This window comes from Asticcacaulis currens, assembly GCF_028550395.1.
Classification (GTDB): domain Bacteria; phylum Pseudomonadota; class Alphaproteobacteria; order Caulobacterales; family Caulobacteraceae; genus Asticcacaulis; species Asticcacaulis currens.
Map to the genome: position 1 here is coordinate 474233 of NZ_JAQQKW010000002.1, position 16270 is coordinate 490502.

Below are 16270 nucleotides of genomic sequence, written 5' to 3' on the forward strand. Positions count from 1 at the left end.
GAGTGCACATTCATGACAGAAACCCCGTTTGGCAAGCTCTACGAGACCGTCGTCAATGTGATCATTGAACAGATCCGCCACGGCAAATACCGGATATCGGATAAACTGCCGCCCGAACGAGAGCTGTCACTGGAATTTAATGTCAGCCGGCCAACGATCCGCGAAGCCATGATCGCCCTTGAGGTCATGGGGATCGTCAAGACGCGTAAAGGCTCAGGCGTGTTCATTGCCAATGCCCAACCGGCGCGCTTTGACGGCTTTGACCTGAAGGTCGGCGCCTTTGAACTGGCGGAAGCCCGCCTCTTCTACGAGGGCGAGACAGCAGCGCTGGCCGCCTTGTCGGCCACACCCGAAGACATTGCCAGGCTGGAGCAGTTTTTGCAGGATATGCGTATCGAAGCGGCGAATGGCCCCGGCATTGAGGAGTCTGACAAAGACTTCCATATCGGCATTGCCGAAGCCACACATAATGCAGCCATGATCGGCGTAGTTAGGTATCTCTGGGATCTTCGCCGCACAAACATGCTTCCTATGTTCGCCGATGCACAGGTAAGGCGAAAGGGTTACACCCCCGCCCTGAATGAACACGAGCAAATCCTGGAGGCGATCAAGTCACATGATGCCGCTAGGGCAAGAACCGCCATGCGCGATCACCTTCACCGCGTCGTTGAGATGATGCTGGACTCGACTGAAGACGAACTGATTTCAGAGACCATAAAATTCAATACAAATCAGAAAGATAAGCTCAACAGGCGCGTTGCCCTCTGAGGCATTGACTGACAAACCGTCTGACCGCCAATTATTGCATTTTGGCATCACCCCCCTCTTTTCTGACACAAATCGTCCATAAAAACTGAATTTTATGGACAAATATTTTTATGTCAGATATCTCGTGAAATAGGCCTGACCAAAAGGCGATAACATATATACGGGAAATGGAAATGCTCAGACCGGTCTCACGCGCATTCTGCTTGTCTACCGCCAGCCTCGCCGCCCTTTCGGTGGCTCTGTTAGGCGGCGAAGCGGTCGCGCAAACGGCGTCAAATACGTCAGCCGCCCCCCAGCAGGATATCGAAACGATTGTGGTTAGCGGTGTACGCGCCAGCCTGAAGCGCGCACAGGACGTCAAGCGCGATGCGGTTAACGTCATCGAAGCCGTAACCCCCAACGACCTGGGCCAGTTCGACGACAACTCGGTGGCCGATGTTCTTCAGCGGGTTCCTGGGGTGCAGATCGAGCGCGATGACGCGGCGACCGATGGCGACCGTATTTCCATCCGCGGCCTTGGACCCAATTTCGTGCAGACCTCTTTTATGGGCCGCACGCCTATGTCCTCGGGCAGCGAAGGCCAGCGCAATATCCGCTCGTTCAACTTCGATACTGTGCCGCAGGAACTGATCAACGGGCTGATCGTTGCCAAGACGCCGACTGCGGATTTCATCGAACAGGGCCTGGCCGGTTCGGTCGATATCAATATTCTGAAGCCGCTTGATGCCCGTTTTGCCAAAAAGAAGAATATGTTTGCCTCGGTGGAAGCCCGTGCGACCTATTCCGATCTGGCCAAGACCACCAAGCCCAGACTGAGCTTTGTTGTGGGCGGGCGAAATAAGGACAAGACGTTTGGCTGGTATCTGTCCGGTCTGCATTCCGAGCAGGATGCCCCGACCTATCAGGTGCAAAACCGTGACGGCTATACGCCCGGCGGTACAGCGAATCGCGCCACCTTCCGGGTCGATACCAATGGTGACGGTATCTATAATAATGGCGACACCTTCTACACCAACGGCGTGTCGTCCTGCACGACCGCGCCGGCCATTGCGGGCGTGGCTGTTGTCACAACAGGCCCCAATGCGAACAATGCAGTGGCCTGCGACAATACGCAGTTCGATATTTTCAACGGAATCCTGTCGAGCACACTCCTGACGAAGCAGCAAACCCGCGACGCTGTTGGTCTTGCGCTTCAGTGGCGACCGAAGCAAGGCGTTGATATCACGTTCGATTATCAGCATTCCGAAAATGATAACCAGAACCAGCGCTATACGCTTAACACCAGCCTGAACAGCGGCAGCGGTACGGGCGGTGCGGTACCGATCAACAATGCGACGGCGTTTTTCGCGCCCAATTCGATCATTATCGACACGACGGGCGGCCCGACCGCCAACCCCTACATCCGTGGCTGGAACGGTGCAGGGCTGATCGGCTATCTGGGCAGCGAAGGTAGCGGGACGTCGGATCTGGCGACAGCGACCAACACCAACTTCCGTGACGTGCTTCAGGTCACCACTTCGACCGGAAACTTCTCCAACAAGACCGTAACCGACATGGCCGGCCTGAACTTCAAGTTCACCGGCGACAAGTGGTCGAACACCACGGACATTTCGGCCTCGCGCAACAAATACAATCAGTCCTTCACCGTCATCGAACTGCGTCAGCGCTACCGAAACGCCTTCCGTCTCGGCGATATCGGTTTCAACATCATCGACGGCTATCCGGTCGTCACCAACCTGGACAAGCTGAATATCGCGGCCGTGCCGGTGACGACGGATGTGTTCAACTCCGCCAGTTGTGCCACGCGTATCTGCGTCGAGTATAATCAGACGGGTTCGCTGGGCCTGGGGGCGACAGCCGCCGACCAGTACCGTAACGCCTATAACGGCCTGTTCTCGCTGGGCTCGCAGGTGCGTCGCCGTGAGACGCAATTTGACGGTACCAACTACGGTATTCGCACGGATTTCAAATACGACTTTGACGACGGCTTCTTCCAGTCGGTCATTTTCGGACTGCGCTTCTCTGAGTCCGAAATCGACTCTGTGACCTCGGTCGTGCGCCGTTACGCAGGGAATATGCGCAGCACCGCACTGGGGGCCAACTGCACGGCGACGGATGGCATTGCCTGCATCAGCGCGGCACAGTCAGCCTTCGTCAAGGCCATCACCCAGAATGCGTCGGGCGGTGTTGATACCGTCACCCTGGCACCCGGCACTCCCGCTCAGATCAACATACTGAAGATCAATGCCGATGGCGCCTGTGCCGCCAATCCGGGATTTTGCACGGATACGCTGGCCAATGGCGGTCTGATCGCACGTCCCAACTCCTCCTTCACCTACAAGGAACGCATCGTTGCGCCCTATGTCGGCCTGAACTTCAAATCGCGCTTCATGGGGGCGCCTTTCCGTGGCTCCATCGGCGTGCGTCTGGCCTCTACCCGGTGGGAATCCACCGCCGGTCAGGTGGCCAACTATAATATCGTCATCCCGACGACCGGGGGCGGCCCGACCGTTGCTCAGTGTAAAAACTCCGCTCAGTTGTCGCTGGTGGCCGGGGCCTGCCCGACCATTTCCATCGTTACGGGCTCGACGCGTGTGAACACCAATACGGGCGTGATGGCTGCCAACGGTTCCTTCCCGGCAACCGCGACCGCGCCGCTGACTCGCGGCCTGACCTCGGAAGGCGACACCTACCTCGACGAGATCTACTTCGCCACAGTTCCGGGCTCGCTGCGCAACCCCAATACGATCAGCGTCGAAGGCAACTATGTCGATGCCCTGCCGTCGTTCAACCTGAACTTCAGCCTGACTGAGAACATGCGTCTGCGTCTCGGCATAGGCTACGTCGTGTCGCGCCCCGACCCGTTCCAGATTTCGCCGGTGGCCTCGGTCAGCCTGACCGACAACGATGCCTACGAACAAAGCATCGCCAGCTCGATCGTGGCGGCCATGGCCGGCGGCGTGCCTTACGAACAAGCTGTACAAAGCACCGCCGTGAAAACCGCTCTGGCCACCTCTACGGCCAATATCATCACGGCGGGCAATCCGGAGATCAAACCGTTCCGGGCTAAAAACTACGATCTGACCTTTGAATATTATACGCCCAACGATGGCTCGATCGTGGTCTCCGCCTTCTACAAGGATGTTAAGGACTTTATTATTCAGGCGCTTATGGACGATGTTGTCTTCGTCGATGGTTATAATTTCGACTCGACCATAGACGCTAACACGACGGCGCTTACGGGTAAGCCCATCCCGTTCCGCGTGCGTAAATACATCAATTACTCTGATGCCGAGGTCTATGGTTACGAGTTCAACGTGAACCAGCCCTTCACCTTCCTGCCGCGCCCGTTCGACGGCATGGGAATCAATTTCAACTACACCTATGTGGACAGCAAGTTCGACAAGGACGTCGGCAATTACGGCTTCGGCTTCCCCGGCTCTTCAAAGGACAATGTTAATGCCGTTCTCTATTACGGTGACAAGCTGTTCGACGTGCGTCTGGCCTATAACTACCGCTCGGCCTATATCCGTGCCCTGGCGGGTACGGGCAGTCAGTCGAACCTGACGCGCTTTACCGCGCCTCAGAAGAAGCTGGACCTGTCCATCACCTATAAGCCGACGCCAAACCTTCAGGTGCGTCTGAACGCCACCAACCTGACCGATCAGGACCGCTACGACTACTCCTTCAGCGAAAGTGCGGTCATGGACCGTTTCGCCTCGGAGAAGGTCTATACGCTGAGCCTGCGTTATCGGTACTAGGTGGCAAGGGCAGGGCGTTTCCGGTGCCCTGCCCTTCTTCACCGGTCACCTGCCTGTTTGATTGCGGCTGACGCCCTTAAAGATGTGCGCCTGTGCGGCCTTGGGCCGGGCGGGCATTTCCACGCCGCCATAGCTCCGCCAAGGTCAATCATGAACCGTCGCCAACTTCTTGTTTCTGCTGCGGTCCTGCCGCTTTTCGGGACACGCCCGGCCTTCGCCCAGGATTTGCTCGCCAGATCACCACTGGCGCATATCGACAGCCCGAAACCGCCGCTTCAGGATATCCTCAACGGCACCATCAAAGGCCGCCGCTTTGATCGCTCCGATCGGGTCGAACCGGTGATGGACCTGTCGGGTTTTGACAAGACGCAGCTCTATTCGGTGCCCAAACCGGGGGAACATCCGCGCCTCCTGTTCTCGCGCCGGGACATACCGCGCATCCGCGCGCAACTTACAGCTTCGCCGCGTGCCAAGGCTCTGTGGTCAGACCTGCTGCGTCTGGCCGCAGGCGTTGAAACCGCCCCGAACGACTGGGCCTCGCGCGTCTATCGGGCCCTCGCGCAGGGCGACCTGACGGCCGTGGTGGCGCTTCAGAGCGATCCGGCCAGCCCCAATGCCAAGGGACCTCCCGGCAGCACGCGCAACACCTTACAAATTTTACTTTGGGCTCGCGCGCTGAAGGCCTTGCTGGAAGACGATGCCACAGTCGGCCGCGAAACCGCGCAGGCCGTCGATACCTATGCCCGCTTCCTGCGCCCGCAGGTCAGGGCGGCTCTGGCCAGCGCCAATACGGAAAACTACTGGAACTCGACGCGCCCGGTTATGGGCGATTCAGCGACCGTGGCCTTCCTGTACGATTTCAGCCAGCCTTACATGTCGCGCGAACAGGTCGAAAATGTCCGCAGTCTGATTGTGGAGGCGACCAGCCGTCGCTACGGCCTCGGCATGGACCTGCCGCCGCACTGGCGCAACTGGAACTTCATCGGCATGGCCGCCATGTTCCCGCTGATGCAACTGGCCATCGAGGGGGAGCCCGGCTACGAGCCGCGCATCGTCGAACGCGGTTTCGAGGTGGCCAGAGACTACATCCTCTATGGCAATTCCGAAAACGGTATCGGCCGCGAAGCCATGGGCTATCATACGCTTGGTATGTTACACGCGGCCTCGTTCAAGCTGGCTATGGCCAATCGTGGGCGCAATCTGTTCGGGCTGGTGCGCTGGCGGCGCATGTTTGACCGCTGGATGGTGTGGGCCATGCAACCCTATGGCGGCGCGTGGGCCAGCGAGGGCGATCTCGGCACCTACCCGCCCGCGGCCGCCTTGATGGGACTGGCGCGCAGTCTCTATCCCAAAGACCCCTGCATCGAACAGGTGGCGGCCCAGACGCCCAATGCCAACAAGCTGGATGGCTGGACCGAAGACATGCTGGTCGCCCTGCTCTACCCCTCGGACCTCAGCTCTCCGGCCGCCAAACCGGGTGCCACTGGCTGCACGGAGGGCTGGCCGCTATCGCTGTTCGACGCAGAACGCGGGGTCATGTTTGCCCGTAGCGGCTGGGGGACGAGCGACCTCTCACTCCAGATCGTGGCGCGTAACGACACCCTCAATGCGTCGCACGACCACGCAGATCGAGGCGGCTTCTACCTCTCCTCGCATGGCCGCACCTGGGCCATTCCGTCTTTGAGAGAAACCCAGAGCCAGTATCACTCCGTCATCCTGATCGACGGAAAAGGGCAAGGCTACTTCCCGACGCCGGCGACATGGACCAGTCACACCCTCTCGCCGCAGGGGGCCACCGCTACCATCGACCAGTCCTACGCCTATAACTGGCGCTGGATGAAGTCGTCCTTCCTCGCCACCGATGAGCAATTAAAGGCCGAACCGTGGCTGGACGTGTTCCGCGGTGCACGCGACCGTCTCGCCAGCCGCTACCCGGCTGCGGCCTGGCAGCGCGACCCGCTGCCGATGATCCGCAAATATTACGAACCCAATCTGGCCGGTGACCCGCGCATGTGGGGGGATGAGGATGCGTGGGTGCTGCGCACGCCCTATAACCCGGTTAAAACCGCCATTCGGCGCTTCGCCATGGTCCGGGCCAAACAGCCCTTTGTGCTGATTTCCGATACGATCGAGAAGGACGAACAGGAACGCCTCTATGAGTGGCACATGGTCGTGCCGAGCGATGTCGAACTGTATCAGATGTCCGGTCAGGACATTATTCTGGGGCCGGTGACCGGCAACCGTGTGGAGCGCAGACGACCGGATGGCGGTTTCAAAGACTCTGGTATGCCCGTCGCTACCAAGGGCGCGCCCATGTTGCTGGTGCGCATCCTATCCATGACCGAGGCCGAGGTGCCGGATGAGGCGCTCAACCCGGTACTGGAAACTCTGCACTACGTGAAAACCGATGACACACACCAGTTCGCCGGGCGCTCTTTCGGTTTGGGTAAGCGACTGTGTCTGCCTGTGCGGACCAAGCGCGCCGACTATCGCGTCATGCTCCTGCCCTATAGCCACGGCGATGCCCTGCCCAAAACCGAATGGCAGGGTGACGTCCTGCGCGTCACGACCGCTTCCGGGGTTTCGCGTATTCAGTTCGGTCGTGCGGGGAGTGATACAGGGGAACTCATCATCCTTGAGGCCGCTTCGTGACGTCGGTGGCCTTGCCACATCCGCGGGAACCGGATGAGATCATCCCTTTGAGCGGTACAGGCCTGAATGAACTGACCGGCACGGTGCCCGATCGCTTCTACACCCGTGTTGCGCAGTGCGAATTGCACCGCTTCGCTGTCAAAGGCGCCAAGCACGCGGCGCTGGTCCTGATGGGCGGCGGCTATCTGGCGCTGGGCTATGACAAGGAGGGGATCGAAACAGCCTTATGGCTTAATGGCATGGGGATCGAGGCCTATGTACTTGTCCACCGGCTGCCGGGGGCTGAGGCCGACCACGGCGTCCATCCCCCCGACATCGCCCTGACCGATGGCTTGCAGGCTGTGGCCTATCTGAATGCTCAGGCGTTCGACACCCGCTACCTTGTGGGCCTGTCCTCTGGCGGTCATCTGGCGGGCGTCCTGTCGTGTCAGGACGCCTGTGCCCACTGGGCCGGGGCGGTGATCGCCTACGCGCCTCTCAATGCCAATCATAAGGCCTATAAGGCCCCGAAGGGCAAGCCGGACTATCCACCGCGGGAAAAGCAGGCCTTTTACAACGCCTGGCCGGTCGGGATTCAGCAGGAAACCCACGCCATACCCAGACTCCCCATCTTTCTGGCCTATGCGCTGAGGGATGAGATCGTGCCCATAGATCACCTGGTCAATCTGGTCTCTACCGCCGCCAGCAGCGGCCTGAACGTCGAAGCACACGTCTTTGCCGATGCGGAACACGGCTTTGCCTTCCGCGATCTGAAAGGGTCAGTGGCTCAGTGGCCACAGTTGGCGCGGGCGTGGATGGTCCGCGTCGCTGAGGCGGGTCGCCAGCCTCACGCCCACCGATTGCAGCCTATATAGCCATTTGGACAGACAGGTTTTGTCTGTTCGACTTTAACGGTCAAATCTTACGGAAGGCGTATTTCCGGTCTCTTTTTTCAAAGGGATACAAGGGGTCATGCAAGACGGGTCGTGCCTGCCGTGCGGCTGGTAAAGATGAAGACCATGGAGGCAATGGCTTCAACCTTCAGATAACTTACCTAAATGTCTTGACATAAAAATCTAAAAGCTACATGTCCAATTTAAAGGCCACGTCAAAAGTGATCAGGATAAGATGAGGAACCCCTTGGGAGACACGGTGCCGGATAAGGACGCACGCGCAGGCGTGACGTCTCAGCCTGCGCGACTCCTGTGTCTTCATTCGATTCACGACAATCCCGGCGAAGCACCCGTACAGAGCGCCTTTCGTGATCCCGCCTTTCTGAGCACCCATCACTTCACCGCCGACGTTCTGCACGACCATAAGGGACTTCAGACGGCCGTCGCCTACGGTTATCATCAGTTGACCGCACAGATACTGGCGTGGATTGAGGCCCGGGCAGCGGAAATCGACGTCTTTATCACGGCGCGCAAAACCGCTGGTCTTCAGGCCCTGGTGTCCACAGACCTGATGACCTTGCCCGTAACAGCCAAGGCGGAGATCGACGACTACAGCCTGTGGAGCGACGCGGGTCGTCAGTGGCACAAGGCGGTATTTGACGCGGTTTTTCAGCGCTTTCCGCAACTCGACGGCATAGTGGTGCGTACCGGTGAAGCCTACGACCACGACCTGCCGCACCACTTTGGCCGCGCGGCCTTTGACGCCTTGTCCCCTGCCGAGGCGGTTCTGGCGCATATCGACCTGATCAGTTGGCTGCGCACTGTGGCGTGCGAAGGTCACGACCGCCTTGTCGTCTATCGTACCTGGGCCTTCGGCGGGATCCACACCTCGCCAGATATCTACAGGACGATTGCCGACGCCGTCCCGCCGCACGACAAGCTGATCTTTTCCAGCAAGCATACGGCCGGCGACTTTCATCGCGGCTTGCCCTTCAATCCAACCCTTGGCCAGTCGCATCACCGCCAGATCGTCGAGGTGCAATGCCAGCGTGAATATGAGGGCAAGGGGGCCATTCCAAACTATATCGCGCGTGGCGTCATAGACGGCTTTGAGGAAACAAAAGGCCAATACCCCGGCAGCCTGAGCGACCTCATGGCACATCCAAACTTTTCTGGTATCTGGGTATGGTCAAGGGGCGGCGGATGGCGGGGGCCGCACATCGCGCACGACTTCTGGCCCGCCCTGAATGCGTCCGTACTGGCGGCTTGGGCGGCAGACCCGCAAGGTGGCGAAGAGAAGGCCTTTTTTGAAGTCGCCACCTCTGATTTCGGCTTTGATAACACCAATGCGCAACGCCTGCGTGAGCTGTGCCTGATTTCCGAAGCTGCTGTTGTAAAGGGCAAGCTCAGTCAGGTCGCGGCCATCAATCCCTACTGGTGGCGCGACGAATTTCTGGGCGGCATCGTACCCGACGCCGTCAATGCTGAGGCGCATCCGGAAAAATGGGGTATTCTGAACAACAGTTTTGCCGCCATCCGCCAGCAAGGGCTGGCGGAAGCGGTGTTGGACGAAAAGGCCGCGGCGCTCGATCTGTGGCAGCAGGCCGTCAGCCTTAGCCGTGACCTGACCTGTAAGAACCCGCAAACAACTGCGTTTATCCGTCTCAGCACTCTCTATGCCTTTCACCTTCAGCGCCTCATCAACGCGGCCTGGACAGCCTTCCTCATGGACGGCACGCCGGGTGCCGAAGCGATCATAAACGCGGCTCTGACTGACTACGATCAGGCTTGGGCGGATTATCGCCAACTGACGGAAGCGCCCTTGTGCCCGACCCTGTGTCAGCCCTTTCGCTTCGTCAACACGCCCCCCACCTTTCACGACCTTTACGGGATGCAGTCCGGCATCGACGCGCTGAAAGCGCGCTACGGGCTCGTCACAACCTATTGATTCAGGAGGAAACCATGCCCAACTCGGTTTTTGGCATCGAGGCATCAGAGGTCAAACACAAGATCGGAAATCTCATCGTCGCCCTGACGGAGATTGAAGACACGACCGGTGAGTTCCTCCAAGTACTTGACGATGGCCGCGTCATCGACACCAAGGGCTGGAACGGCTGGGACTGGACGCACGGCGTCGCCCTGTTTGGTCTGTGGAAATACCATGAGCTGACCGGCGACAAGAAAGCGCTGGACGTCATCGTGGCATGGTTCGAAGATCATTTTGCGCGCGGTACCCCGACCAAGAACATCAATAGCGCCGCGCCCATGCTGACCCTCGCGCACCTTTACGAAGCCTATGGCGACCGCAAGTATCGCGCCTATCTGGATCGCTGGGGGGAGTACCTGATGCACGATCTGCCGCGCACCGAAGAAGGCGGGTTTCAGCACATCGTTTTCAATGGGGAAAACCGCCAGCAACTGTGGGACGATACACTCTTTATGTCGGTCCTGCCCCTGACCAAGATCGGCTTGCTGCTGGATCGCCCCAAATATGTTGATGAGGCCAAGCAACAATTCCTGACCCATATCAAGTATCTTTATGACTCCCGGTCCGGTCTGTGGTTCCACGGCTGGACCTTTGAGGGCCGCCATAACTTCGCCAATGCCCTATGGGCGCGTGGCAACTGCTGGGTGACCATCGCTATTCCGGAATTTATCGAGATGCTGGACCTCAAGGAAGACGACTTCCTGCGGCGTTACCTGCTTGACACCCTGCACGCTCAGGTGTCGGCCGCCGCGCGGCTTCAGGACGAAAGCGGCCTGTGGCACACCCTGATGACCGACGAAAGCTCCTATCTTGAAGCCTCGGCCACAGCCGGTTTCGCCGCCGGTATCCTCAAAGCGGTGCGCAAGCAATATCTGCCGGCGGCCTTTGAGCAGACGGGGGTGCGGGCGCTCAAAGGGGTTCTGAGCAACATCAATGCGCGCGGGGAGTTGGAAAACACGTCATTTGGTACCGGCATGGGGTCTGACCTTCAGTTCTATAGGGACATCCCCCTGACACCCATGCCATACGGACAGTCCTTGTCCATGCTGGCACTGACTGAATTTCTGCAACGCACCTTGTAAGGGCCAGTCCTCATGAAAGCCCGCCGCATCACCCCCTTCACCTACGTTTCCTATGGTGCCACCGATATATTGGGGGCCGGAGCCGTGGGTGTAACCGGAGCCTGGCTCCTTTACTTTTACACCACATTCTGCGGTTTAACGGCCATTGAGGCGGCCACGATTTTCGCTGTGGCGCGTGTGGTCGATGCAATAGCCAGCCCCCTGATCGGCTTTATTTCCGACAATTTTGGCGGCACGGCTATTGGCCGTCGCTTCGGACGGCGACGGTCCTTCCTGCTGATTTCGGTCTTCCTCTTGCCCTGCTTCGCCCTGATGTGGGTCAGCGGACAATCCTTCTGGTATTATCTGCTCACCTACATCTTCTTTGACTTTGTCTATGCCGCTGTCCTCATTCCTTATGAGACTCTGGCTTCGGAAATGACGAGCGATTACAAGCAAAAAGCCAAGTTTGCCGGAGCGCGCCTGCTGTTCGGTCAGGCGGCTTCTCTGCTGGCGGGCGTTCTGCCTGGCCGCATCGTCGATTTTATGGGCAAGGACGACGCCAATACCTTCCTCTATCTGGGCCTGATCTTCAGCGGTCTGTTCATGATCGCGGTTCTGCTGACCTGGTCGCAGTCGTGGGAGCGCGACCGGACCGGAGAGCCACCCGAAGCGCCGCGACGCGGCAATCCCATCCTCAACCTCTATGGCGACCTGTGGTCCACGCTCAAGATACGCACGTTCCGCATCCATCTGGGCATGTACCTCAGTGGCTATATTGCGATGGATGTGTTCAACGCGGTCTTTGCCTATTTCGTGGTCTTTGCTCTGGGCAGCAGTATGGTTCTGGCCTCTAACCTGCTGGGGACCGTGGCCTTCGGGCAGTTTTTTGGGGTTATGGCCGCCATAAGCCTGTGCCTGACCCTGCAACCCGCCCCCACCTATCGGTTAGCGATTGTGCTGTGCGGGGCCGGGATCACCAGCCTGCTCGCCATATATCTCGTCAAACCTTCTGACCTGAACTGGTGGCTTTATGGGGCCATTGCGCTGGCAGGCCTCGGTCGCGGCGGTCTGGCCTATATTCCGTGGAACCTCTACAACTACATGGGCGACATTGATGAGGTGATTACAGGCAAGCGCCGCGATGGCACCATTGCCGGCGTTATGACCTTCGTCAGAAAGGCCGCGCAGGCGCTGGCCGTCATGTCGGTCGGGGCCGTGCTGGAATGGAGTGGTTTCGCCGCCAAGGCGGCCACGCAGTCGCAGGCCACCAATTTCGTAATCGTCTGCGTCCTTATCGGGGGCACACTGACCCTGATGGTCACCGGCTTTGCCGTCTCCACGGGCCTCAGCCTCAACAATAAGACCCATGCGGTACTGTCCTCGGTGGTCAGCCGTCTGAAGGCCGGTGAGTCCGAGTTTTCCGAGAGCGACAAGCAGACGGTTGAACGCCTGACCGGGTGGACGTTCAGCGCCCTGTGGGGACGTGGTCCACTCAACCGCAGCACCCGATGGACCCGTTAACGTCATGAAACGTTCGCACGCGACCTCCGGTCTGAATCGTCGGGATTTAGCCGGGATTTTGGGGGGCGCTGTTCTGGCCGTGCCCGGACTGAGCCCCGAACGGGGACACGCGAAGGACAAGCCGACAGAAAAGGTCACCACCTCCGACTGGCAGGGCATGGGGCTATATGTGCGTCTGTCACAGCACGATCCGGACTATAACAACCGTCGCGTTTCCGAGGTGCGGCTCCCCCTTAAGCCCGGCCGTCAGGACATAGAGTTTGCGGCCGGACGCTGGGCCATAGAGGTCGAGATCACCGACACGGGGGCGGGTGGGCGCGACGTCCGGGTCTCTTTTCGTCTTCTGTCGGGGACGGGCCTGAATTTGTGCCTCGCCGTCGATATGGACTGCGCGCCGTGGTCGGCTGAGAACTATGTGCTGATGCCGGGCGCCGTCTATAACGGCAACCGCTTCGACTTCCGCCGCCTGCAATATTCACCCAAACTCTACGAAGTGCAGGACATCGGACCGGACAAGCCACCGCTGATTACCGACGTCCCGCGCCTGTCTCTGGGCGATCAGCCCTCCATTCTTCAAGAACGATCGGGTGCCCTGTCCACCCCGGCGATTGGCGTCTTTGACCCGACGGCGCATCAGGGGCTGTGGCTGCGCACCCAACAGGCCAATGAGGCCGGTGATCTGGGTCTGACTATCCGCGAAAGCCGCGACCGCCGCAAAGCCATCCTGTCGATTACCTGCCCGGTTTTACGCGAAGAGACGCTTTACCGCTTCATGGATAACCGTCAGGCCAGTTGGGACACCCCGCTCTCGGCCAAACCGGGGGATGCCTTTACCCTGCCCTTCACCCTGTCACGCTTTGCCTGCGAGACGGTTCAGGGCCTGTTCGACCGTCTGGCCGACCACAGGCAGGCATCCTCCGCACCGGTTTTGCGTAACACCCTGCCCTATTCCGAAGCCATGCGGACACTGGAAGACAAGTTCAACCGCCTCAACTACGCCGAACCGGGCTATTATTCGGTGGGGCTGCGTGAAAACGTCCTGCAAGACTGGCAGATAGGCTGGACAGGCGGCATGATGAGCACGCTGCCCCTGCTGGCGGCCGGCTCGCCGCAAACACAGGCGCGCGTGCTGAATATGTTTGACTGGCTGTTCCCCAACGGTCTCAGCCCCTCAGGCTTTTACTGGGACAGCGGAGCCAAGGGCACGCAGTGGTACGGCGGCGATATCCGTAAGCCGCACACCAAAAACTGGCATCTGATCCGCAAAAGCGCCGACGCCATCTATCTGATTCAGCGGCAGTTCGCTCTGATGGCCAAACGCGGCATCGCACTCAAACCGCACTGGGTCGAGGGCCAGAAACGGGCCTGCTCGGCCTTCGTCAAGCTGTGGCAAACCCACGGGCAATTGGGCCAATTCGTCGATTCCCTCACCGGTGACATACGCGTCGGAGGGTCGTGCAGCGGAGCAGCAGCCCCCGCCGGTCTGGCTCTGGCGGGTAGCTTTTTCGATGTGCCTGAATACAAACAGGCGGCGTTGGAAATCGGTGCCTACTTTTATGAGCGCTTCACGGCGACCGGACTGACCTATGGCGGGCCCGGAGACGCGCTGCAATGCCCGGATTCGGAGTCGGCCTACGGGCTTGTTCAGTCCTATACGGCGCTCTATGAGATGAGTGGCGACGCCCTGTGGCTAAGCCGTGCCCTACAGGCGGCGCGACAGTTCGGTAGCTGGGTCGTGGACTATGATTTCAAATTTCCGGCCATCTCGGCCTACGCCAAGCTGGGCATAGCCACGACCGGCGGCGTCTATGCCAACGCGCAAAACAAGCACAGCGCACCGGGCATCTGCACCGCCTCTGGCCACGAGCTTCTGAAACTCTACCGATACACCAAGGATACCTACGTGCTGCGTCTGCTGCATGAGATGGCGCACAATATCCCGCAATATCTCTCCCATCCGAAAAACGACATACCCGGCCAGCCGCATGGCTATGTCAGCGAACGGGTCAATCTGACCGACTGGGAGGGGCCGGACACGATCGGCTACGTGTTGCCGCTTTCGACCTGGGCCGAAACCGCGCTGATGATGACGACAACAGACCTGCCCGGCCTCTATCTCAACCCGGCAGAGAATCTGTGTGTCGCTTTCGACAATATCGAGGCCTCTGCGCAGTTCAGGCCGTCGCATATCGAACTCACCCTTTACAACCCCACGGCCTGCAATGCGGGGGTTAGCCTGATGATTGACCGTGATCCGGGGCGGCCCTTAGGCGAAGGCTATGTTCAGGACCTGCGCAAACTTAATTTGAAAGCGGGAGAGCGCAGAACCTTGAGGGTATAGGGCTTAGACGACGGTTAGCCTTACATAGCTATCCGCTTGCGAACGTTTTCGCGCTTTTCCGCAATCTCACGCCGCGCACGCTCGATCTCTTCACTCTCGGTCGCCTGAAGCATGTTGTTCATCACGCGCGTCAGGTGTTCGCGCATGGCCAGACGCGCGGCCTGTGCATCCTTTTGCTTCAGCGCATTCAGAATGGCCTCGTGTTCATCCAGCCTGACACGGAATCCCGCCTGCGCGGCGGCCATCTGAAAATGCTTGTAGATGATCGACTCCTGACCAATGTCCCACAGCATGGACACCACATGCACAATGGTGGCGTTCTGGGTGGCTTCGGCAATTTTCATGTGGAATTGCCGGTCGGCAGGACCGCGCGCGGGCCCGGCCTTTATTTCGCGTTCCATCTCCTGCAGGATGGCTTCCAGCTCAACGATATCTTCCGGAGTCACCGTCACAGCCGCCACCGCCGCCGCCTCGCCTTCAAACAGGATGCGCGCCTCGATCAGCTCAAAAGCGCTGGTCTTCAGGTCGGTTGACGGCGTGCTTTCGGGGACATCCTCGGTTACGAAGATACCTGACCCTTTGCGCACCTGTACCAGTTTGATCACTTCGAGGGCCGTCAGGGCCTCCCGCATGGTTGGGCGGCTGATATTGTACTTGGCCGCTATGTCGCGTTCAGGCGGCAGCTTCTGCCCCGGCTGATAGACCCCGGCTTTAATGTCTGCGGCAATCTGGGCTGCCACTTGTTGATAAAGCTTTTGTTTGATGGGAGCCACGAGTCACCTGCCTGTCTGACAATTTGTCTTACATATCTCACTGTAGGCGAATTTACCAGACCAAGTTCCACAAGTGGTTTACAAATCGGAACAATTTTCGCGCTTTAAACGGCTTCTGGCTGCCAAGCGTTGTGAGATATCCGGACGACAGGTCATAAGAGGACTCAGCCACGAAAAACACGAAAAAACACTTCGTCTCGACCCAAAAGTGTTCTGAACCATAGCTTGCTATGAGGCTTACATCACCCAACCGCCGTCGATGATGTGGGCGCGGCCAGTGGTGAATTTGGATTCGTCCGAGCCCAGATAGACGGCCAGCGCCGCCAGTTCTTCCGGCTTGCCGAAGCGGCCCATGGCCTGACGCGCGGTGAAGTCCTTATAGGCCTGCTCAAAATCGCCCGTGTCGTGCAGCCGTTGCAGCAGCGACGGCGTCTCCACCGTGCCGGGGCAGATGGCGTTGCAGCGGATGCCCTGCGCCACGAAGTCCGCCGCCACCGACTTGGTCAGGCCGATCACCGCCGCCTTGGTGGC

The 16270-nt window shown here is 59.2% G+C and carries 10 protein-coding genes; 8 read left to right on the plus strand and 2 right to left on the minus strand.

Going from position 1 to position 16270, the window contains the following annotated elements; all coding sequences use genetic code 11:
- Positions 1–12 precede the first annotated feature (12 nt).
- From PQU94_RS05330 to PQU94_RS05365, 8 genes are all read left to right on the plus strand, one after another.
- Positions 13–768 carry a FadR/GntR family transcriptional regulator gene (locus tag PQU94_RS05330; RefSeq protein ID WP_272740451.1) on the plus strand — a complete coding sequence of 252 codons (756 nt, stop codon included), beginning with the start codon at positions 13–15 and terminating at the stop codon, positions 766–768.
- A gap of 173 nt (positions 769–941) precedes the next feature.
- The gene (locus PQU94_RS05335) at positions 942–4529 is read left to right on the plus strand and encodes a TonB-dependent receptor (RefSeq protein ID WP_272740452.1); all 3588 of its coding nucleotides are present in this window, start codon (positions 942–944) and stop codon (positions 4527–4529) included.
- A gap of 150 nt (positions 4530–4679) precedes the next feature.
- Positions 4680–7181, plus strand: a complete 2502-nt coding sequence (locus PQU94_RS05340) for a hypothetical protein (RefSeq protein WP_272740453.1) — start codon at positions 4680–4682, stop codon at positions 7179–7181.
- On the plus strand, positions 7178–8035 hold the full coding sequence (locus PQU94_RS05345; protein ID WP_272740454.1) for an alpha/beta hydrolase: 858 nt from the start codon (positions 7178–7180) through the stop codon (positions 8033–8035). Before PQU94_RS05340 ends, PQU94_RS05345 begins: the two co-directional genes overlap by 4 nt.
- Before the next feature lie 304 nt (positions 8036–8339).
- The gene (locus PQU94_RS05350; protein WP_272740455.1) at positions 8340–10001 is read left to right on the plus strand and encodes a hypothetical protein; all 1662 of its coding nucleotides are present in this window, start codon (positions 8340–8342) and stop codon (positions 9999–10001) included.
- 14 nt (positions 10002–10015) lie between these two features.
- Positions 10016–11122 (plus strand): beta-galactosidase BglB, encoded by a 1107-nt coding sequence (bglB, locus tag PQU94_RS05355; RefSeq protein ID WP_272740456.1) that lies wholly within the window; start codon positions 10016–10018, stop codon positions 11120–11122.
- Between the two features lie 12 nt (positions 11123–11134).
- Complete coding sequence (locus PQU94_RS05360) at positions 11135–12625, plus strand: MFS transporter (RefSeq protein WP_272740457.1); 1491 nt, start codon at positions 11135–11137, stop codon at positions 12623–12625.
- 4 nt (positions 12626–12629) lie between these two features.
- Positions 12630–14966 (plus strand): hypothetical protein, encoded by a 2337-nt coding sequence (locus PQU94_RS05365; protein WP_272740458.1) that lies wholly within the window; start codon positions 12630–12632, stop codon positions 14964–14966.
- A 20-nt stretch (positions 14967–14986) separates the two neighbouring features.
- Here PQU94_RS05365 and PQU94_RS05370 read toward each other — a convergent pair whose 3' ends face one another.
- Both PQU94_RS05370 and PQU94_RS05375 read right to left on the minus strand, forming a co-directional pair.
- On the minus strand, positions 14987–15739 hold the full coding sequence (locus PQU94_RS05370) for a FadR/GntR family transcriptional regulator (RefSeq protein WP_272740459.1): 753 nt from the start codon (positions 15737–15739) through the stop codon (positions 14987–14989).
- Between the two features lie 237 nt (positions 15740–15976).
- On the minus strand, positions 15977–16270 hold a 294-nt coding region (locus PQU94_RS05375; RefSeq protein ID WP_272740460.1), incomplete at its 5' end, for an SDR family oxidoreductase.